The organism is Streptomyces bacillaris, assembly GCF_003268675.1.
GTDB classification, from domain to species: Bacteria; Actinomycetota; Actinomycetes; order Streptomycetales; family Streptomycetaceae; genus Streptomyces; species Streptomyces bacillaris.
On record NZ_CP029378.1, the window covers coordinates 7,405,505 to 7,425,281 of the forward strand.

The window sequence follows — 19,777 nt, forward strand, 5'->3', positions numbered from 1 at the left end:
TTCGCGGAGCCGCGCCCCCGACGACCGGGGCCGCGTCCCCAGCGTCCCCGTACGCGCGTCTGAGTATGCGGTGCGCCGGACGCTGAGTACCCGGCCCGATGTTCCGGCCACCCGGCCGCTGTTCGAATGAGGCCATGGACTCCGCAGCGCGGCGCAGCCCCCGCATCCAGCACGTCACCACCGCCGGTACCGCCCTGGCGGTCTCCCTGCTGCCCCTGGTGGTCGGCGTGCTGCTGGCCAAGTCCATGGCGGCGGACCCGATGACCTCGGTCAACGCCCTCGTCACCAACGGCAGCCACCGCCCCCGGGTCTCGCCCAAGCAGTGGCGCAGCTGCGGCGGGGACGCCCTGCGGCGCCTGCGCACCACGGGACGTCCCCGCCTCGTCCGCCGCTGAGGCCGGTCCGCTGTCAGCCGACCGGCTGGGCCTCGTCCGCCGACGGCCGCTCGAACTGGGTGCGGTACAGCTCCTCGTACCGCCCGCCCGCCGCCAGCAGTTCGCTGTGGGTACCGCGCTCGACGATCCGGCCCGCCTCGACGACCAGGATCTGATCGGCCGCCCGTACGGTGGAGAGCCGGTGGGCGATCACCACGGCGGTCCGCCCCTCCAGCGCCTCGGCCAGGGCCTCCTGGACGGCGGCCTCGGAGGTGGAGTCCAGGTGCGCGGTCGCCTCGTCCAGGATGACGACCCGCTGACGGGCCAGCAGCAGCCGGGCGATGGTGAGCCGCTGGCGCTCACCGCCGGAGAGCCGGTAGCCGCGCTCGCCCACCACCGTGTCCAGCCCGTCGGGCAGCGAGGCCACCAGCCCCTCCAGCCGGGCCCGGCGCAGGGCGTCCCAGATGTCGTCCTCGGAGGCATCCGGCCGGGCGAGCAGCAGATTGGCCCGTACGGACTCGTGGAAGAGGTGCCCGTCCTGGGTGACCATCCCCAGCGTGTCGCGGATGGAGTCGGCGCTCAGATCCCGTACGTCGATCCCGTTCAGCCGTACGGAACCGGCGTCCGCGTCGTACAGCCTCGGCAGCAGCTGGGCGATGGTCGACTTTCCCGCGCCGGAGGAGCCCACGAGGGCGATCATCTGCCCCGGTTCGGCGCGGAACGACACATCGTGCAGGACCGGGGTGCCGCCCCGGTTGTCCAGCGTCGCGACCTCCTCCAGCGAGGCGAGGGAGACCTTCTCCGCCGACGGGTAGCCGAAGGACACCTTGTCGAACTCCACCGAGACCTGCCCCTCCGGCACCTCACGGGCGTCCGGCTTCTGGGCGATCAGCGGCTTCAGGTCCAGCACCTCGAAGACCCGCTCGAAGCTGACCAGGGCGCTCATCACCTCGACCCGGGCCCCGGCCAGCGCGGTCAGCGGGGCGTACAGCCGGGTCAGCAGCAGGGCCAGGGCCACCACGGCCCCCGGCTCCAGCGTGCCGCGCAGCGCGTAGTAGCCGCCCAGCCCGTAGACCAGGGCGAGCGCGAGGGCGGAGACCAGGGTGAGCGCGGTGATGAAGGCGGACTGGGCCATCGCGGAGCGCACCCCGATGTCCCGCACCCGGCGCGCCCGCTCGGCGAACTCGGCCGACTCCAGCGACGGGCGGCCGAAGAGTTTGACCAGGGTGGCGCCGGGGGCGGAGAACCGCTCGGTCATCTGCGTGCCCATCGAGGCGTTGTGGGCGGCCGCCTCCCGCTGGAGACCGGCCATCCGGGCTCCCATCCGGCGGGCGGGCACGACGAAGACCGGCAGCAGGACCAGCGACAGCAGCGTGATCTGCCAGGAGATCGTGAGCATCACGCCGAGCGTCAGCAGCAGGGTCACGAGGTTGGAGACGACCCCGGAGAGCGTGTTGCTGAACGCCCGCTGGGCGCCGATCACGTCGTTGTTGAGGCGGCTGACCAGGGCACCGGTCCGTGTCCGGGTGAAGAAGGCGACCGGCATCCGCTGCACATGGTCGAAGACCGCCGTACGGAGATCGAGGATCAGCCCCTCACCGAGGTTGGCCGACAGCCACCGGGTGACCAGACCGAGCCCCGCCTCCGCCACCGCGATCAGGGCGATCAGCAGGGCGAGCCGGGTGACCGTCCCCGATTCCGCGCCCCGCACGATGGCGTCGACGACCCGCCCGGCGAGGACCGGGGTGGCCACCGCCAGCAGCGCGGTCACGGTGCTGAGCAGCAGGAACCGGTAGATACGTGCCCTGTGCGGCCGGGCGAAGACCAGGATGCGGCGGAGCGTCGCCTTCGAGAAGGGGCGCCGGTCCTGCTCGGCGTTCATCGCGCTGTGCAGCGAGGTCCATGCGGTGACTTCCATGTCCATGGGGTGCTCCGAACTCTGCCGACCTGGATGGTGGGGACTGATCGGAACGCTAGGACCTCAAGTTTGGTTGAGGTCAACAGGGCGCGCCGCCCTCCGCCGGGCGCCGCCCTCCGCCCGGTGCGAGCCTGAGGGTGAGAACGCCCCTCGCCGGGTAGTCGGCCGACCGGCAGACGGGACGAACGGACCAGAGGAGCGACGGTGTGCGCATCGATCTGACGGGCAGGAACGCGGTGGTGACCGGCTCCTCGCAGGGCATCGGCCTCGCCATCGCCACCGGGCTGGCCGCGGCGGGTGCCGAGGTCGTCCTCACCGGCCGCTCCCGGGACCGGCTGGACGCGGCGGCGGGCTCCCTGCGGGATCAGGTCCCCGGTGCGGCCGTCGCGGCGGTGGCCTGCGACCTGACCACGGAGGAGGGGGCCGCCGAGCTGTACGCGGCCGTCCCGGCGGTGGACGTCCTCGTCAACAATCTCGGCATCTTCGGCTCCCGCCCGCCCCTGGAGATCACCGACGAGGAGTGGCGGACGTACTTCGACACCAATGTGCTCAGCGCGGTCCGGCTCATCCGCCACTACCTGCCCTCGATGACCGGCAAGGGCTGGGGCCGGGTGCTGAACATCGCCAGCGACTCCGCGCTCGTCATCCCCGCCGAGATGATCCACTACGGCATGTCCAAGACCGCGCTGCTCGCCGTCTCCCGGGGCTTCGCCAAGGAGGCCGCCGGGACCGGAGTGACGGTGAACTCCGTGATCGCGGGCCCCACCCACACCGGAGGCGTGGAGGACTTCGTCCACGAGCTGGTGGACAAGGACCTCCCGTGGGAGGAGGCCCAGCGGGAGTTCATGCGGCTGCACCGGCCGCAGTCCCTGCTCCAGCGGCTGATCGAGCCCGAGGAGATCGCCAACCTGGTGGTCTACCTCAGCTCCGCGCAGGCATCCGCGACGACGGGGGCGGCGGTGCGGGTCGACGGCGGGTACGTCGACTCGATCGTGCCCTGAGCGAGGAGTCCTGGCGCGAGGCGCTCCTGGGACGTTCCTGAGCGAGGCGCCCCGAGGCGCTGCGGAGGGGCGTGGGCCGGTCCTGACGGTCATGCGGGGCTGGCATGATCGGGGGATGAACGAGAGCATCATCGCCGCGTGTGACGGCGCGTCCAAGGGAAACCCCGGACCGGCCGCCTGGGCCTGGGTCGTCGCGGACGCGCAGGGCAGGCCGGAGCGCTGGGAGGCGGGCCCGCTGGGCACCGCGACCAACAACGTCGCCGAGCTGACCGCCCTGGCCGAGCTGCTGGAGTCCACCGACCCGGCGGCGCGTATCGAGGTGCGGATGGACTCGCAGTACGCGATGAACGCCGTGACCAAGTGGCTGCCGGGATGGAAGCGCAACGGCTGGAAGACCTCGGCGGGCAAGCCGGTCGCCAACCGTGAGCTGGTCACCCGTATCGACGCCCTGCTCACCGCCCGTACGGTGACGTTCCGCTACGTCCCCGCCCACCAGGTGGACGGGGACCTGCTCAACGCGCTCGCCGACCAGGCCGCCAGCGAGGCGGCGGTGGCGCAGCGCCCGGCCGGTACCGCGCACGGGGCGACCGCCCTGCCCGTCCCCGCCCCGGCGCGCTCCACGAAGGGGCGTACGGAGACGGGCGGCGGCAGCGCGGGCGGTGCGAGGGCGAAGGGCGCGGGGGGCGCGTCCCGGAACGGACGGTCGTCGAGCGGCACGATCAAGGCGCGGTTCGCCGGCCGGTGCCACTGCGGGAAGCCGTACGCGGCGAAGGAGCCGATCGCGAAGAACCCCAACGGCTGGGGTCACCCGGAGTGCCGTACGGCCACCGTCTGATCAGGGACGGTCCGGACGCTGCGGGGAGTCGCGGGAGGCGGTCACGCGGTGGGTCTCAGACGTCGGCCCAGACGAGCCGGCCGGCCAGCGCGGCGCGCGTGCCCCAGCGGGCCGCCAGGGCGTCCACGAGAAGAAGGCCTCTGCCGTCCTCGGCGAGGCAGTCGAGCGAATCATCGCCGTCCGGGCCGTCCGCCGCCGGGGCCGCCTCGACGGGCAGCACCGCCGAATCGGCCGGGCAGGCGGGCGCCGGGATCCGGGCCCGGCCGCGGTTCCACACGCAGATACGCACCCCGTCCGCCGAGCGGAGGAGGCGACAGCGGATCCTGCGGGTGCTGGTGTGCTGCACGGCGTTGGTGACCAGTTCGGTCACTATCAGCGCCGCCGCCTCGATGCGTTCCGCGGGTTCTCCCCACGCGTGCATCACCTCCTGCACCCGGTGCCGGGCCTCCGGAACGCCCCCGGGCAACCGGGGGACCCACCAGCTGTGTGCACTTCTGACACTCCCCTCGGCGGGGGCGCGTTCTGCGCAACTGACTATTTCCGACATGTATGCACTCTCGGCGCAAAACGCGTACTTTGCAAGCGACAGAGTGTTTAAGGCTCCGTTCCGGGGCTCGACGAACGAGGTACGAGCATGCGACCCCGCTCCGGCCCCACGGTGCAGCACCGCGTCCTGGCGGCCCGGCTGCGCATCCTGCGGGAACAGGCCGGGGTCTCCCTGAGGGCCGCCGCCGACGCCCTGGGCGCCCACCCCGCCACCGTACGGCGGATCGAGCGGGCCGAGACCGGGCTCGACGCCCGGCAGGTCACCGAGCTGCTGCGCTGCTACGGCGCTCCGCCCCGGATCGCGGAACCGATCCTGGCCGGGCTCGGCGCCGCGAACCTGCCCGGCTGGTGGCACCAGTGGCGCGACACCATGGAGAGCTGGCAGCAGGAGGTCATCGGGGTCGAGTCCTCGGCCAGTCTGGTCCGCACCTGGCACCCGGCCCTCGTGCCCGAACTGCTGCGGACGCCCGCCTACGCCGCCGGGCTCTACCGGATGCGGTACCCGGACGACGGACCCGACCGGATCGGGCGCCGCGTGGAGCTGCTGCGGGAGCGGCAGCGCCGGCTGTACGAGCGCGGTACGGCCCTGTGGGCCCTGTTCCCGGCCGCCGCCCTGCTCACCCGGGTGGGCGACCCGGAGACCATGGCCGGGCAGCGGCGGGCGCTGGCCGGGGCGATGGAGCAGCAGCACGTGACCGTCCAGGTGGTGCCGCTGGACCATCCGCCGCACGCCATGACCGCCATGCCGCCGCTGCACCTGCTGCGGGTCCCGGCCCCGGAGATCGGTGACCAGGCGGTGCTGGAGACGCCCGGGGTCCGCGTCGACCTCATCGACGACCCGGAGGCCGTGATGGCCCACCGCATCCGGCTCGACGCCGCATGCGCGGCCGCCCCACCGCCGGAGACCCCGCTGCCGGACCTCGCGGCCGGCTGACTCCCCGGGCGGGGCGCAGGGCAGGGCGGCCCCGGGGTCCGTACGGACCGCTCCGGATGCGGTGCGGGCCGGGGCCGTACAGCGTGGGGGAGTGGTGCGGCAGCGCAGGGCCCAGTGGATCCCGGTCGGGGTGATCGCGCTGGCAGTCGTGATCGATCTGGTGACCCCGACCGACGTGACCTCCGCGCCCCTGATCGCGACGGCGCCCGTCGCCGCCGCGCCCTGCTGAGCCCGGTCGGCATCGTCGCCGTCGGCGTCCTGTCGATGATCGTCCACGTGATCCTCGCCCGGGTCGACCACACCTTCGGCTGGCACGGGGGCGTCGCAACCAGCTCACCGTGGTGGCCGTGACCGTGCTCGCCGTCCTCATCAACCGCACCCTCACCGGCCAGAGCGCCCGGACCCGGCGCGCCCGCCAGGTCGCCGCCGTGGCCCAGGCCGCCGTCCTGCCCCGGCCCCCCTCGCGGCTGGGCGACCTCGCCATCGCCGCCCGCTACATCCCCGCCGAGGACGAGGCCATGATCGGCGGCGACCTCTACGTCGTCCAGGACACCCCGCACGGCGTCCGCGTGATGGTCGGGGACGTCCGGGGCAAGGGGCTGGGCGCCGTCAGCGCGGTCTGCGCGGACCTGGGGGCCTTCCGGTACGCCGCCGACGAGGCGGAGGACCTGCCGCGCCTGGTGAACGCGCTGGAGTGGGCCCTGCTGCGCGAGGGCGGGCGGCGCGGCGGCCAGGAGGAGGACGAGGGGTTCACCACCGCCCTGATCGCGGAGTTCGCCGCCGGGCTCGACACCGTACGGATCGTCAACCGCGGCCATCCGCCCCCGCTGCTGCTGGACGCCCGGGGCGGGGCCGCCGTGCTCGGCCCGTCCCGCGAGGCGTCCCCGCTCGGCATGGGGGACCTGGGCACCTGGCAGGCCCCCGTCGACACGTTCGCCTTCCCGCCCGGCTCCACCCTCCTCTGCTACACGGACGGCGTCACCGAGGCCCGCGACGAGAACGGGGTCTTCTACGACGCGGCCGTACGCCTGCCCCACCTGCTGCGCCACCGCTCGCTCGTCGGTGACCCGCCGGCCCCCGCGCAGATCCGCCAACTGCTGAGCGACGACGTCGGGCGCCACACCGGCGGCCGCATCCAGGACGACCAGGCCCTCCTGGCCCTGCACCGCCCCACCGGGGCGACCAGCCCGGTTCTCCGGCCGCCACGTGTTTGAGGCGCCGATCGTCGGTCACCCGCACGGTACGGCCGTAAGCAGGTGCCTACGGCACGCATCCGACACCCGGGAGTGAGCAGCATGGAGAACTGGCGCACACACGCGGCCTGCCGCGACGAGGACCCGGACCTGTTCTTCCCCATCGGGACGTCCGGCCCCGCCGTCGTCCAGGCGGCGGAGGCCAAGGCGGTCTGCCGGACCTGCCCGGTGCAGGCCCAGTGCCTGGAATGGGCCCTGGAGAACGGCCAGGACAGCGGCGTCTGGGGCGGCCTCGCCGAGGACGAACGACGCGCGCTGAAGCGCCGCAACCGCCGCCGTACGAAGAACTCCGCCGGCTGACCTCCCGCCACGGCCCCGTCGTCACCGATGTCCGCCCGGACGGAGAATTTCGTCATCGGCGGCAGTGGGTAGACGATGAGCCATGGACACCACCGTTTGGCTCGTTGTCGCAGCCGTCGCCGCCCTGGCCATGCTGGCCCTGGCCGCCGTACTGCTGGTGCGCGTTTTCAAGGCCCGGAAGCTCCTGGTCGACGCCGGGATCCCGCTGCGCAACAAGGCCCTCGTCTGGGCGGCCGTCGTCTACACCGTCTCCCCGGTCGACCTGCTGCCCGACCCCGTCTACCTCGACGACATCGGCTTCCTGCTGTTGGCGCTGCGCTCCCTGCACTCCGCCGCCGCCTCGGCCGGACTCGGACGGGCCAAGGGCGCGGGCGCCCCGGTGGAGCTCCCGCGCCCGGAGAAGACCGGCAGGGCGGACCAGCGGCCGGACGCCGTGCTCTAGACGCTCCGGGACAGGGCCGCCGCGCCGGAGCCGGGCTGCTGCTCCTCCGGGGGCTGCGGCTGCTGCTGTTCCGACTGCTGCTGTTCCGGTTGCTGCGGCTCCTGCGGCGGTGCGGGCTGCGAGTCGGGTGTGTCCGCGGGCGGGCTGTCCGGCGGCGGGTCGGAGGGAGGCGGGCTGTCCGGCGGTGCCGTCGTCCCGTCGTCGGCCGGGGGCGGGGAGTCACCGGGCGGCGGGGACTCGCCGTCGGGCGGCGACTCACCCGGGCTCGGGGGACAGGAACGGCTGTCGTCACCGGCACCCGGCGGGCAGGGCGAACCGGACTCGTCCCTCTCCGTGCCCTCGGGCGGATCGGTCTTCTTGTCCCCGTCGCCGGTGTCACCGGCCGGACGGGTGAACCACTCACCGTTCTCGGGATCGACCATCACGAACTCGTCCACCGGCTTCGACGACGGCTCCACCACGACCACGTCCGACGCCCGGTACCCCGGCCAGGCCTTCCCCGTCTGCTTCGGGGTGCTCCTCTGGGCGACGGGCGGCAGCAGCGGATTGCCGCAGGCGCACCGCACCCGGGGCACCCCGCGGTCGTCGACGAGCACCGCCGTACCGGCCTGGAGCACCGCCTGGTACGCCGTGGCCTTCCCGTCCCGGAAGCCGTGATTGGTCACGCGGGTGTCCATGCGCAGCTGTACGGGGGTGAGGGAGCGGAGATACTCCGGTACGGCCGAGGGCTCGATCTTCTGGACCGAGGCGAACGCCCGGTTCTTCTCCGGGGCCGCCCCCAGCACCTTGATCTGCTTCTCCACATCGCAGCTGGCGACCTTGCGGGTCCCCCCGTAGAGGCCCGGCGCCGCGCCGTCCACCCCGCGCGTCACCTGCGAGCCGGTGCCCGAGGCGCTCGGCACGGCGGACGGGGAGGCGGTCGACGGCTCGGGGTCGCTGTCGCGCGCGGTGGACTCCGTGAACGGGTCCGGGCCGGAGGTGCCCGCCGCCTGGAGGAACACCTCGCCGCCCGCCTTCGAGCCGCCGCCGTCGTCGGGGCGGGTCAGGAAGATGACCAGCGCGACGGCCACCACGACAGCCGCCGTGATCGCGGCGATCCGGGGGACGGAGCGCCACCAGGGGCGCCCGGGACCGGACCCGGGGGCGGCCCCCGAACCACTGCCGGAACCGCCTCCCGGGCCGCCCGTCGAACCGCCACCGGAGTCCCCGGAGCCGCCCGAACCACCGGAGCCGCCCGATCCGTGGTCACCGCCGCTGGGCGGGCCGGGAGGGGCACCGGAGACGGTGGGGGGCGGAGGTGTCGTCGGACCCGACTCGGAAGGGCCTGGCTGGGAGGGACCCGAGAGCGGACCGGAGGGCGGTCCTGTGGGTCGGCCGGAGGACGGCGGTTGGACACTCACGGGCTGCACTCCCCGAGGTTGGGACCCGCTCCGGACTCCCGCTCCCACAACCGGGGCATACGCGGGTGATCCGGGCCTATTGCCCTCATTGTGTGTACCGTCCGCGCGCTCCCCGCAAGCGGAGGGAGCGACCGCTTCCCCGGGGAGCGGAGCGTCGTACCACTGCTTAGCGTGGCAGCGTGAACGTCCGGGCGAGCAACGACAGGAAGAGCGCGGCGCGCGCGCCGCACCGCTGGTTCGACGCCCTCGTGGCGGTGCTGGCCGGAACCCTGGCCATGCTGGTGACGGCCGCCCTCGGCCTGTGGGCCGCCGATGCCGCGGGGCTGCCCGACGGCGGCTTCCCCCGGGTCGTGGCCGCGGTCGTCGTGATGGCGGCGGGCGGTTCGGTCGGCCTGGCGGGCGACGCCGGGTCCCTCGTGGGGGCGCAGGCGGGCCTCTCGGTGCTGCCGCTCTCGGTGACCCTCGCGGGCGCGCTGCTCATCGCCCACGGCTTCCTCCGCCCGCTGCGCCACCGGGCCGTCGCCGGAGTGCGGGAGCTGGCCGGCTGGGCGGGCCGGGTCGCCGTCCTCTGGGCCGTGGTGCTGGTCGTCCTCTCGCTGGTGGCCCGGCACACGTTCACCCTCCCGGCCGAGAACCTCACGGGAGACGGAGCGGGGGACGGGACGGAAGACGCCTTCGGCGACGTCCTGGGCGACTCGGCCCGGGTCGGATTCCGGGCCGACATCCCGCTGACCGTGATCATCGGCCTTGTGTGGCTGGCCGGTGTCCTCCTGCTGGCGCTCCTGGTCTCGCGCCGGGCGCCGCTCCCGCCCCGGCTGGTCCGCTTCCAGGAGACCGTGCGCCCCGCCGCCTCCGCCATGGTGGCGCTGCTCCTGGCCTCCGTCGCCCTGGGCGTGGTCGCCGGGCTGGTCGTGATGGTGGTGCGCGGCCACCCCGCCCAGACCCTCGCGGTGATCCTCCTCGGCCTGCCCAACCTGGTCTGGCTCGCGTTCACGGTGGGCCTGGGAGCCTCCTGGGAGGGCAAGGTACAGGGCCCCTTCGGGCTGCCGATGCCCCAGGTGCTCGACTCCGTACTCCGTACGCCCGACCTCTCCACCGTCAACCTGCGCACCCTCGCGGCCCAGGACGGGCGCGTCTGGTGGCTGCTCGTCGTCGCCGCGCTCCTGGTGCTCGGCGCGGCCTTCCTCATGGCGGTCCGCTCACCCGCCCGGATGCGCCCCTGGCAGCACGCCCTGCACCTGGCGGTCGCGCTGACCCTGACCGTGCTGCTCATCGGCCTGACGGCGGCGGTCTCCGCCCGCTACGGGCTCTCCCTGCTCGGCATCGGGGACCTCGGCGGCGGCCTGGGCGGTGAGGTCTCGGTGCGCCCGCAGCTCTGGACCGCGCTCGGGATCGCCTTCCTCTGGGGCCTGGTCGCCGGCTTCCTGGGCGCGCTCGCCGCCTCCCGGGTGCACCGGCACCACGGCGAGGTCCCGCCGCCGGAGGAGACCTAGACCTCGGGGAAGACCGGGAGGGCCCAGCGCGGCGGCCGGGGCACCGGCTCGGGCGTGGCCGACCAGGAACCGGCCCGCGCGTCCACGACGGTCGCCGTACGGTGCCCGGCCGGGGCTCCCGACGCCGCCGCCCGCAGCGCCGCGATGAACCGCAGACACGTCTCGTAACGGTCGTCCGGCGACTTGGCCAGCGCCTTCGCCAGAACGCCGTCGACCGCGCCCGGCAGATCGGGCCGCTGCCCGCTCGGCGGGGGCGGCGGATCGTACTGGTGGGCCCAGAGCAGGGCCATGTCGTCGTCCCGCTGGAACGGTGGAGCCCCGGTCAGCGTCTCCTGTACGACACAGGCGAGGCTGTACACATCGCACCGGCCGTCCACGGGCTTCCCCGAGATCTGCTCCGGCGCCACGTAGTCGAGCGTCCCGACGAACTGGCCGACCGTGGTGAACCCCGTCAGCGACAGCGACTTCTTCGTGAGCCCGAAGTCCGTCAGATACACATGCTCCGGATGGTCGCTGTCGGTGCCCGCCGCCACCAGGATGTTCCCCGGCTTCACATCGCGGTGCACCAGATCGTGGTCGTGCGCCGCGTCCAGCGCGGACGCCACCTGCCCGCCGATCCGGACGGCGGCGGTGAGATCGAGCGGCCCACGCCGGTCGATGAGCACGCGCAGATCGGCGCCCGCCACATAGCGCATCGCGATGTAGAGCAGCCCGTCCGTCTCACCGGCCTCGAAGACCGGCACGATATGGGGGTGGTCGATCGCGGCCGCCACCCGCGACTCATGGGTGAACCGCTGCCGGAAGGTGTCGTTACGGGCCAGCTCCGGGGCGAGCAGCTTGAGCGCGACGACCCGGTCCAGCCGCAGATCCTTGGCCCGGTAGACGACCGCCATGCCGCCCCGGCCGATCTCGGCCTCCACGAGATAGCCCGCGATGCGCTTCCCCACCAGGTCGTCGTCCCGGCCGGTGGGGAGCCCGGCATCGTGCGAGGGCGGCGGCGGAGAAGGCGGGGGCGGCGCCATGGCCCGTCACCGCCCGCCGTCGGGCGACTCGTCCGGAGCGACGACCCGGGTGGGCTCGGGCTCGTCGGCGGTGACCACGCGGGTCGGTTCGGAGCCGTCGGCGGGTACGACCCGGGTGGGCTCGGGGGCGTCGGGGGCCACCACCCGCGTCGGCTCCGGCGGTCCCTCCGGCGTCACCAGGCGTGTTGGTTCGGGGCCGTCGGCGGTGACCACGCGGGTCGGTTCGGGCTCGTCTGCGGGTACGACCCGCGTGGGCTCCGGTGGCCCTTCCGGCGTCACCACCCGCGTCGGCTCGGGGCCGCCGGACGCCACCGCCTCGGGCGGTTCGGCGCCCTCGGGAGCCACCACCCGCGTCGCCTCCGGTGGGCCGTCCGCCGTGACCACCCGGGTGGGCTCCGGTCCTGCCGCGCCCGGCCCCGTGAACGCCGTCCCCGACCCGGGCCCGGACTCCGCCGCGTACGTACTGAGCTGTGTCCCGTCGCAGAAGACCCACCGCTCGTGCTCGGCGTCGTACAGCCACACCGACTCGCCGTCCACGACCATGCCCACCCGCAGCCCCCGCGTCCGCTGCCGGAAGCCCTCACCGTCGCTGCGGCCCTCGGCCAGATCCTGGGCGGCGCGGCGGTACCGGTTCAGGGCCTCCTCCGCGCGGGCCAGCAGGGGGCGCGGGTCCGCCGTGCGGGCGAGCGGCTGACCGGGGGCCGGGGGAGTGCGGGGTACGGAGACGAGGAGCCGGCCGTCGACCCAGGCCGCCCAGCCGTTGGAGCAGACGACGTACGCCCAGTCACCGCGCCGCTCGGCCAGCTGCACCGGCAGCAGCGCGTCCAGCGGGTCGGTGGGCCGGGCGGCGTCCGGCGCCTCCCAGGCGGGCAGCCCGTCCGGGGGGACGACATGGGTGGGGCGGAAATCAAGGGCCGGGGCCGGGTCCGGGGTCGCCATGGCACCGCCTCACTTCCGCATGACCGCGGGCTCATGGCGCCGCAGCAGCTTCGCGACGATGTATCCGAAGAGGGCGGAGAGGACGACGAGCATGCCCATGTTGAGCAGCCAGACCCCGGCCGAGTGCCCGAAGAGCGGGTCGGACGTCAGGTCGCCCGGCACGATCCGGGCCAGATCGATCGTGCCGGCCATCGCGCCCAGCGCCCACCGCGACGGCACCAGCCAGGACAGCTGCTCCAGCCCCGGCACCCCGTTCAGCTTCAGCAGGGCACCGCAGAACACCACTTGGACGATGGCGAGGAGGACGAGCAGCGGCATCGTGACCTCCTCCTTGCGCACCAGGGCGGAGACCAGCAGACCGAGCATCATCGCGGTGAAGGACAACAGGGCGACGGCCAGGGTGATTTCCACCAGCGGTGGCAGGAACACCCCTTCGTCACCTGGCGCGTTGAGGTTCACGCCGACCAGTGCCACCAGCGTCAGCACGATGGCCTGGAGGACCGTGATGGTGCCGAGCACCACGATCTTCGACATCAGATAGGCGGATCTGGAGAGGCCGACGGCTCTCTCCCGCTGATAGATCACCCGCTCCTTGACCAACTCCCGTACGGCATTGGCGGCCCCGGTCAGCACCCCGCCCACACACAGGATGAGCAGCGCGTTCATCGCCGTCTCCTGGGTGAGCCTGCTCCCGGCCAGGGCGCGGGCCATGGCGCCCATGACGAAGGGCAGCGCGATCATGATGATGAGGAACGTGCGGTCGGCGGCGAGCGCGGAGGCGTACCGGCGGACCAGAGTGCCCAGCTGCGCACCCCAGTTACGGGTCTTCGGCGGCGGGGCGACGGACGCGCCGGGCGCGGCCGGGGGCAGTTGCGGCTGGGCCGAGGCGCCCGCGATGTACTGCCGGTGGAAGGGCGAGTCCGCGTACGTGGTCGCCCAGTCCCGGTCCCGGTCGTTCTCGAACGCCTCGAAGGCCTCCGGCCACTCCTCGAAGCCGAAGAAGGCGAGGGCGTCGTCCGGGGGACCGTAGTAGGCGATGCGGCCGCCGGGCGCGAGGACGAGCAGCCGGTCGCAGACCTCCAGGCTCAGCACGCTGTGCGTGACGACGATGACCGTACGGCCGTCGTCGGCCAGCCCGCGCAGCATGTGCATGACGGAGCGGTCCATCCCCGGGTCGAGCCCCGAGGTCGGCTCGTCCAGGAAGAGCAGGGAGGGCTTGGTCAGCAGCTCCAGGGCGACGCTCACGCGCTTGCGCTGGCCGCCGGAGAGGGAGTGGATGGGCTGGTCCACCCGTTGTTCCAGGCCCAGTTCATGGATGACCTCCGACACCCGGGCCTGCCGCTCGGCCTTCGCCGTGTCCTGCGGGAAGCGGAGTTCGGCGGCGTACCCGAGGGCCTTCCGTACGGTCAGCTGCGAGTGGAGGATGTCGTCCTGCGGGACCAGGCCGATGCGCTGGCGCAGCTCCGCGAAGTCCCGGTAGAGGTCGCGGCCGTCGTAGAGGACGGTGCCGGTGTCGGCCGGGCGCAGCCCGGTCAGGGCGTTGAGCAGCGTCGACTTCCCCGCCCCGCTGGGCCCGACGACCCCGAGCAGGCACTTCTCCCCGACGGGGAACGAGACCTTGTCCAGCAGGGTCTTGCGGCCCCGGCCCGCCCGCCCGACGTGGACCTCCAGATCCTGCACGTCCAGCGACACCTCACCGGTGTCCACGAACTCCTGGAGCACCTCCCCGACGAGGCTGAAGGCGGAGTGGCCGATACCGATGATGTCCCCGGCCTCCACGACCGCCCGGTCGACGGGCTGGCCGTTGAGGAAGGTCCCGTTGTGGCTGCCGAGGTCGACGATCTCGTGCCGGCCGTCGGGGAGCGCCCGCAGCTCGGCGTGGCGCCGGGAGACCACGAGGTCGTCGATGACGAGGTCGTTGCCCGCGTCGCGGCCGATGCGGACGGTCTTCGCGGGGAGCGGCCGTACGGTGGTGGGCTGCCGGAAGGTGCCGGTGGCGGCGGGCACGGAGACGGCGGAGGGCCGGTCGGCGGCGGCCGGGCGGGCAGGGGGTTCGCGGCCCACGAGCACGGCGCGGGGGCCGTCGCCCGGGTTGCCGAAGCGGATGACGGTACCCGCGCCGACGTCCGACGTGCGGACGCGATGACCGCCGGTGTACGTGCCGTTGGTGCTGTCCTCGTCCTGGAGCAGCCAGTGACCGGCCTCGGGGTGGAGCACCGCGTGGTGCCAGGAGACCCGGTCGTCGTCGATGACGATGTCGCTCTCGGGGTCGCGCCCGACATGGTAGTCCCGGCTCGGACTCATCACCGTGGAGCCGAGATCGGTCTCCAGGACGAGCTCGGGCGCAGTCGGTGCTGCGGGCCGCTCTCCCATGTCCTGAATTCTATCGATACGTCACGATCGGCGCCCGTCGCCGCCGGGCTGCGCTCGCTTCACCGCCGAGCCATGTTCACCTCATCGCCGGGCTGTGCTCGCTTCACCGCCGAGCCGCGTTGCCCCCGTTGCCGCCGGGCTGCGTCGACCTCATGGCCGAGGCGCGCTCGCCCCATTGCCGGGCTGCGTCGACCTTGCCGTCCCCGGGCCGGTCGACCGTGATCCAGCCCCCTGGCCTGGGCTCCTGACCCGGACCCTCGGATCCCCGGGCCCCCGACCCGGACCCTCGGATGCCCGGGCCCGGACCCGCGGCCCCGGCCCTCGCTGCGATCCCCAGCCCCGGCGCCCGGTGCTCAGCGGTCAGTGGCCCACGGTCAGCGGAGCACGGTTGCGAGGATGACCTTCCCGCCCTCCGGCGACTCCTGGACCGTGATCTCATGGGCCAGCCGCCGGATCATCGGCCAGCCGAAGCCCCCGGTGCGGCCGGTCAGGTCGGGCGTGCGGTCCTGCGGGTACGCCGGGCTCGGGTCGCTGATCCGGACATGGATGCCCGTCCGGTCCGCGGTGAGCCGGAGCGCCGTCACCGCGCCCGCGTGCCGGATGGCGTTGGTGACCAGTTCGGAGACGAGGAGCAGGAGGTTCTGCACCGCGTGGGCGGCCGGCGCGGGGTGCAGCCGCGCGACGAAGCTGGTGACGGCGTCCCGCGCGTCGGCGGCCTTCTCCGGCCTGCAGACGTAATCGGTGCGGGTCTCCCCGTCCGGCGAAAGTGTCATCAGCATGCGGTCGTTCATGGCGGTCACCCCGTCGCGTGAGCTTTCTGGCTGAAGAACCGGATACCCCCGGAACGGCGTTTCATGGAAAGCGCCCGGGGCGGGCGGCCCGGACTGGCCACCCCCGGGGCAGGGGGGCGGGCTCGCGCGCCGTACCGCACCGCCGTTTTCTATCGTTGAAAATTCTCGGTGCACGACCGTTGTGGAGTGTTTGGTGTTGTGGCTCAATGTTCGACTATGCGCAGTGCCTCGCCGGTTCGAGTCACTCCCCGGCTCTGCGACGAGGACGACGCCTTGAGGCGACAACACCCGCGCCACCGTGCCCTGTTCAGGGCCCTCACCTGCGCCGCCGCGCTTCTGATGCCGGTCGGCGCCACCCTGGTCCCGACGGCGGCGGCCGCCCCTGCCACCCCCGCTCCCGCCGCCGTGACGGCCTTCACGGCCGACGACCCGGTCACCGATGTACGGGGGCTGAAGGGCGAGTACTTCCGCATGTCCGCCCCGGGCGCCCGGGACTTCGCCGAACTCGGCGCCACCGCCCTGGACCCCGAGATCGATTTCCCCGGCCTCACCGGCACCTTCGAGTCGGCGACCGGCCGGACCGATCACACCACCGCCCGCTGGACCGGACAGCTCGAAGCCCCCGAAACGGGGACGTACACCTTCTCCGCCATCGGTGACAACGGCTTCCGGCTCCTCCTCGACGGCAACGTTGTCATCGACCACTGGTAGCCCGACTGGGACAACGAGCGGCACAGCGAGCCGATCGCGCTGAAGGCGGGCGAGAGGCACGACTTCAAGCTGGAGATGTTCCAGGACGTCGCCGGCGCCAGCATGTTCCTGCGCTGGCAGAGCGACACGGTCAAGAAGCAGATCGTGCCCGAGTCCGCCTTCACCCCGCCCGCCGACTTCGAGGTCTACCCGGTCGCCCTGAGCGTCGCGCAGAACGGCGAGCGCCTCCAGGCCACCTTCAAGGACCGGGTCGGCAACCACGGCAAGGTGAAGGACCACCTCAAGATCGAGGTCGACACCTCCCCGATGCCGGTGAAGGCGGTGCGGCGCGCCTCGGACAACCCCGGGCACTGGTCGTCGACCTCGCCGCCCCCGTCCTCAAGGGCCAGCGGGTCAAGGTCGTCTACGACGGCAAGGGCGGACTGACGTCCGGGGCCGAGACCGTCCCGGAGATCGGCCGCACGGCGAAGAATCTCGGCACCGAGGGCATCGACCTCTCCGTCGGCTCCACCATGGCGCTCGCCGCCGCCCTCCTCCCGCTCTACCTCGGTTACGGGCTGGTGCCCGGCCTCGTCGTCGCACTGCTCGCCGGAGCGGTCGTCGGGGCCGTCAACGGGTCGCTGGTCTCGCTCGTCGGGCTGCAACCCATCGTCGCCACCCTCGCCCTCTTCGTCGGCGGCCGGGGCCTGGCCCTGGTGCACCCTCGCCCTGGAGTACACGGCCACCACCGACCGGCCCACCGTCGTCAACCTCACCCACCACGCCTACTTCGACCTCGGCGCCGACGACATCCTCGGCCACACCCTCCAGGTCGACGCCGACCACTACCTCCCCGTCGACCCCGACTCCATCCCCGAGGGCCCCCAAGTCCCCGTCACCGGCACCCCCTTCGACCTCACCACCCCAAGCCCGCTGGGTGAACGCCTCGCCCTGGACCACCCCCAACTCGCCCTGGCCGGAGGGTTCGACCAATGCTGGGTGCTGCGCGGCACGGACCCCGCGACGCTCCGCCGGGCCGCCCGCCTCACCGCCCCCGGCGACCGGCGCACCCTCGAACTCTGGACCACCGAACCGGGGCTCCAGGTCTACACCGCCAACCAGCTCGACGGGGCCTTCACCGACGGCACCGGCCGCCCCCACCAGCGCCACGGCTCGCTCTGCCTGGAGACCCAGCACCTGCCCGACTCGCCCAACCGCCCCGACCACCCCAGCACCGTCCTGCGCCCTGGCGAAACCCTGCACAGCCGCACCGAATGGCGCTTTCCGCACTTGGGCGCCGAAGGAAAATAGGTTGCGGCTCTCCGCGGCCCCCTGATCTACTCCCCGAACGTCATCGGAACGACCCAGGAGTCTGATTATGCGCGGAGCTTTCGTGTTCCTCCCGACAGAAACTGACCTTTCTCTCAAGGACATGAAGCTTCGTGCACACGCTGAACCTCGGAATTCTGGCGCACGTCGACGCCGGTAAGACAAGCCTGACCGAACGGCTGCTCCACACCGCCGGGGTCGTCGACACCCTCGGCAGCGTCGACGACGGCAGCACCCGGACCGACTCCCTCGCCCTGGAGCGCCGGCGCGGCATCACCATCAAGTCCGCCGTCGTCTCCTTCACCCTCGGCACCACCACGGTCAACCTGATGGACACCCCCGGCCACCCCGACTTCATCGCGGAGGTGGAGCGGGTCCTCGGCGTGCTCGACGGGGCCGTGCTCGTGGTCTCGGCGGTCGAGGGCGTCCAGGCACAGACCCGCGTCCTGCTGCGCACCCTGCGCCGGCTCCGTATCCCGACCCTGCTGTTCGTCAACAAGACCGACCGGACCGGCGCACGGTACGGCTCGCTCCTGGCGAGCATCGCCGAACGCCTCTCCCCGGACACCGTCGCCATGGGCGCCACCCGCCGTCTCGGCACCCGCGAGGCGGCCACCACCCCGTTCACGGCGGCCGACCCCGGCTTCACTGCCGCGCTCACCGAGCTGCTGACCCGCCATGACGACGGACTGCTGGCCGCGTACGTCGACGACCCGGCGGCCCTCACCCATCCCCGGCTCCTGGAGGCGCTGGCTCGACAGACCGCCCGGTGCCTGGTCCACCCGGTCTTCTTCGGCTCCGCCGCGACCGGCGCGGGCATCGACGCCCTGGTCGACGGCATCACCGCACTGCTGCCCGCCGCCACGGGGGATCCGCAGGCCTCGGCCCGGGGCACGGTGTTCAAGGTCGAGCGGACCGCGAACGGCGAGCGGACCGCGTACGTCCGCATGGTCGAGGGAACCGTCCGCACCCGCGAGGTCCTGCGCTTCCGCAGCCCGGACGGCCGGGAGGGCGAGGGCAAGGTCTCGGCGGTCGGCCTCTTCGAGGACGGCGGTGAGGTGCCGGTGCCCGCCGTCGGCGCCGGGCGGATCGCCCGGCTGAAGGGGCTGACCGGCATCCGGATCGGTGACAGTGTGGGCGAGGCCCGGGCGGAGGCCGGGGGCCGCCACTTCGCCCCGCCGACCCTGGAGACGGTCGTCCTCCCCGCACGGCCCGAGGACCGGGGCGCCCTGCATGTCGCCCTCGCCCACCTCGCGGACCAGGACCCGCTGATCGCCGTCCGCCGGGACGACATCCGCCGGGAAGTGTCCCTCTCGCTCTACGGGGAGGTGCAGAAAGAGGTCATCCAGGCGACCCTGGCCGACGAGTTCGGCGTCGACGTCACCTTCCGTACGACCACGACCATCTGCCTGGAACGCCCGGTCGGTACGGGGGCGGCCGCCGAGTTCATCGACACCGACCCGAACCCCTTCCTCGCCACCGTCGGACTCCGCGTCGACCCCGCCCCGTACGGCAGCGGGGTGGAATTCCGCCGCGAAGTGGAACTGGGCTCGATGCCCTATTCGCTGATGCGGGCGGTGGAGGAGACCGTGTATTCCACGCTGAGCCAGGGAATTCACGGATGGCAGGTGACCGATTGCGTCGTCACACAGACGCATTCCGGATACTGGCCCCGGCAGAGCCATTCCCACGGCACGTTCGACGAGAGCATGTCGAGCACGGCGGGCGATTTCCGGAATCTGACACCGCTGGTGCTGATGGACGCGCTGCGCCGGGCCGGGACGCGGGTGTACGAGCCGATGCACCGCTTCCGCCTGGAGCTGCCCACGGACACCTTCGGCGCGCTGGTCCCGGTCCTCGCCCGGCTCGGGGCCGTACCGGATCCGCCCGAGCCGCGCGGGGCGCTCTGCATGGTGGAGGGCGTGATCCCGGCCGCCCGGGTCCATGAACTCCAGCAGTTGCTGCCGGGGGCGACCCGGGGCGAGGGGGTGCTGGAGTCCGCCTTCGACGGGCACCGCCCGGTGACCGGGCCGGTCCCGGAGCGCCCGCGCACCGACCACGACCCGCTGCACCGTAAGGAGTACCTCCTGCGCACGGTGCGGCGGGTCGCGGGGTGAGCCCGGGCAACTTCGTTTCC

The 19,777-nt window shown here is 73.2% G+C and carries 17 protein-coding genes and 3 pseudogenes; 13 read left to right on the forward strand and 7 right to left on the reverse strand.

Going from position 1 to position 19,777, the window contains the following annotated elements:
- The first annotated feature begins 134 nt into the window (after positions 1–134).
- Entirely contained in the window at positions 135–395 is a 261-nt protein-coding gene (locus tag DJ476_RS32335; RefSeq protein WP_103419154.1) for a hypothetical protein, read from the forward strand.
- Positions 396–408: 13 nt separating this feature from the next.
- On the opposite strand, the gene DJ476_RS32340 is transcribed toward DJ476_RS32335, so the two are convergent.
- Positions 409–2,298, reverse strand: coding sequence for an ABC transporter ATP-binding protein (locus DJ476_RS32340; protein WP_070202839.1), 1,890 nt, complete (start codon positions 2,296–2,298; stop codon positions 409–411).
- A gap of 200 nt (positions 2,299–2,498) precedes the next feature.
- On the opposite strand from DJ476_RS32340, the gene DJ476_RS32345 reads away from it, so the two are divergent.
- On the forward strand, positions 2,499–3,293 hold the full coding sequence (locus tag DJ476_RS32345; RefSeq protein ID WP_112492176.1) for an SDR family NAD(P)-dependent oxidoreductase: 795 nt from the start codon (positions 2,499–2,501) through the stop codon (positions 3,291–3,293).
- A gap of 115 nt (positions 3,294–3,408) precedes the next feature.
- Positions 3,409–4,128 carry a ribonuclease H family protein gene (locus tag DJ476_RS32350; RefSeq protein WP_112492177.1) on the forward strand — a complete coding sequence of 240 codons (720 nt, stop codon included), beginning with the start codon at positions 3,409–3,411 and terminating at the stop codon, positions 4,126–4,128.
- 55 nt (positions 4,129–4,183) lie between these two features.
- On the opposite strand, the gene DJ476_RS32355 is transcribed toward DJ476_RS32350, so the two are convergent.
- Complete coding sequence (locus DJ476_RS32355) at positions 4,184–4,549, reverse strand: ATP-binding protein (RefSeq protein ID WP_241565621.1); 366 nt, start codon at positions 4,547–4,549, stop codon at positions 4,184–4,186.
- Positions 4,550–4,762: 213 nt separating this feature from the next.
- Here DJ476_RS32355 and DJ476_RS32360 point away from each other — a divergent pair, with 213 nt between their 5' ends.
- The 4 genes and pseudogenes from DJ476_RS32360 to DJ476_RS32375 all read left to right on the forward strand — a co-directional run bounded on the left by DJ476_RS32360 (position 4,763) and on the right by DJ476_RS32375 (position 7,603).
- A complete protein-coding gene (locus DJ476_RS32360; RefSeq protein ID WP_112492178.1) occupies positions 4,763–5,608 on the forward strand; it encodes a helix-turn-helix domain-containing protein in 846 nt (281 codons plus the stop codon).
- A gap of 91 nt (positions 5,609–5,699) precedes the next feature.
- Positions 5,700–6,822, forward strand: a pseudogene (locus tag DJ476_RS32365) (PP2C family protein-serine/threonine phosphatase).
- Positions 6,823–6,903: 81 nt separating this feature from the next.
- Entirely contained in the window at positions 6,904–7,161 is a 258-nt protein-coding gene (locus DJ476_RS32370; protein WP_103419148.1) for a WhiB family transcriptional regulator, read from the forward strand.
- Positions 7,162–7,243: 82 nt separating this feature from the next.
- Positions 7,244–7,603 (forward strand): YkvA family protein, encoded by a 360-nt coding sequence (locus DJ476_RS32375; RefSeq protein ID WP_103419147.1) that lies wholly within the window; start codon positions 7,244–7,246, stop codon positions 7,601–7,603.
- On the opposite strand, the gene DJ476_RS32380 is transcribed toward DJ476_RS32375, so the two are convergent.
- Complete coding sequence (locus tag DJ476_RS32380; RefSeq protein ID WP_318294835.1) at positions 7,600–9,003, reverse strand: DUF6777 domain-containing protein; 1,404 nt, start codon at positions 9,001–9,003, stop codon at positions 7,600–7,602. The two genes, DJ476_RS32375 and DJ476_RS32380, sit on opposite strands and share 4 nt — an antisense overlap.
- Before the next feature lie 179 nt (positions 9,004–9,182).
- Here DJ476_RS32380 and DJ476_RS32385 point away from each other — a divergent pair, with 179 nt between their 5' ends.
- Entirely contained in the window at positions 9,183–10,496 is a 1,314-nt protein-coding gene (locus DJ476_RS32385) for a streptophobe family protein (protein WP_112492179.1), read from the forward strand.
- On the opposite strand, the gene DJ476_RS32390 is transcribed toward DJ476_RS32385, so the two are convergent.
- The 4 genes from DJ476_RS32390 to DJ476_RS32405 form a co-directional block, all read right to left on the reverse strand.
- Positions 10,493–11,518 carry a serine/threonine-protein kinase gene (locus DJ476_RS32390; protein ID WP_208853551.1) on the reverse strand — a complete coding sequence of 342 codons (1,026 nt, stop codon included), beginning with the start codon at positions 11,516–11,518 and terminating at the stop codon, positions 10,493–10,495. The two genes, DJ476_RS32385 and DJ476_RS32390, sit on opposite strands and share 4 nt — an antisense overlap.
- Positions 11,519–11,524: 6 nt before the next feature.
- Positions 11,525–12,457: a hypothetical protein gene (locus tag DJ476_RS32395; RefSeq protein ID WP_318294836.1), complete on the reverse strand. Its 933-nt coding sequence runs from the start codon at positions 12,455–12,457 to the stop codon at positions 11,525–11,527.
- A 9-nt stretch (positions 12,458–12,466) separates the two neighbouring features.
- A complete protein-coding gene (locus DJ476_RS32400) occupies positions 12,467–14,830 on the reverse strand; it encodes an FHA domain-containing protein (protein ID WP_112492180.1) in 2,364 nt (787 codons plus the stop codon).
- A gap of 374 nt (positions 14,831–15,204) precedes the next feature.
- Entirely contained in the window at positions 15,205–15,621 is a 417-nt protein-coding gene (locus tag DJ476_RS32405) for an ATP-binding protein (protein WP_208853552.1), read from the reverse strand.
- A gap of 273 nt (positions 15,622–15,894) precedes the next feature.
- Here DJ476_RS32405 and DJ476_RS36180 point away from each other — a divergent pair, with 273 nt between their 5' ends.
- The 5 genes and pseudogenes from DJ476_RS36180 (at position 15,895) to DJ476_RS32420 (ending at position 19,757) form a co-directional block, all read left to right on the forward strand.
- Positions 15,895–16,332, forward strand: coding sequence for a PA14 domain-containing protein (locus DJ476_RS36180; protein ID WP_162638563.1), 438 nt, complete (start codon positions 15,895–15,897; stop codon positions 16,330–16,332).
- A gap of 75 nt (positions 16,333–16,407) precedes the next feature.
- Positions 16,408–16,758, forward strand: coding sequence for a hypothetical protein (locus DJ476_RS36185; RefSeq protein ID WP_162638565.1), 351 nt, complete (start codon positions 16,408–16,410; stop codon positions 16,756–16,758).
- A gap of 47 nt (positions 16,759–16,805) precedes the next feature.
- A pseudogene (locus tag DJ476_RS34710) lies at positions 16,806–17,030 on the forward strand (ABC transporter permease subunit); the annotation flags it as partial.
- Between the two features lies 1 nt (position 17,031).
- A pseudogene (locus DJ476_RS32415) lies at positions 17,032–17,647 on the forward strand (aldose epimerase family protein); the annotation flags it as partial.
- Positions 17,648–17,753: 106 nt separating this feature from the next.
- The gene (locus DJ476_RS32420; RefSeq protein ID WP_112492182.1) at positions 17,754–19,757 is read left to right on the forward strand and encodes a GTP-binding protein; all 2,004 of its coding nucleotides are present in this window, start codon (positions 17,754–17,756) and stop codon (positions 19,755–19,757) included.
- The last annotated feature ends 20 nt before the right edge of the window (positions 19,758–19,777 follow it).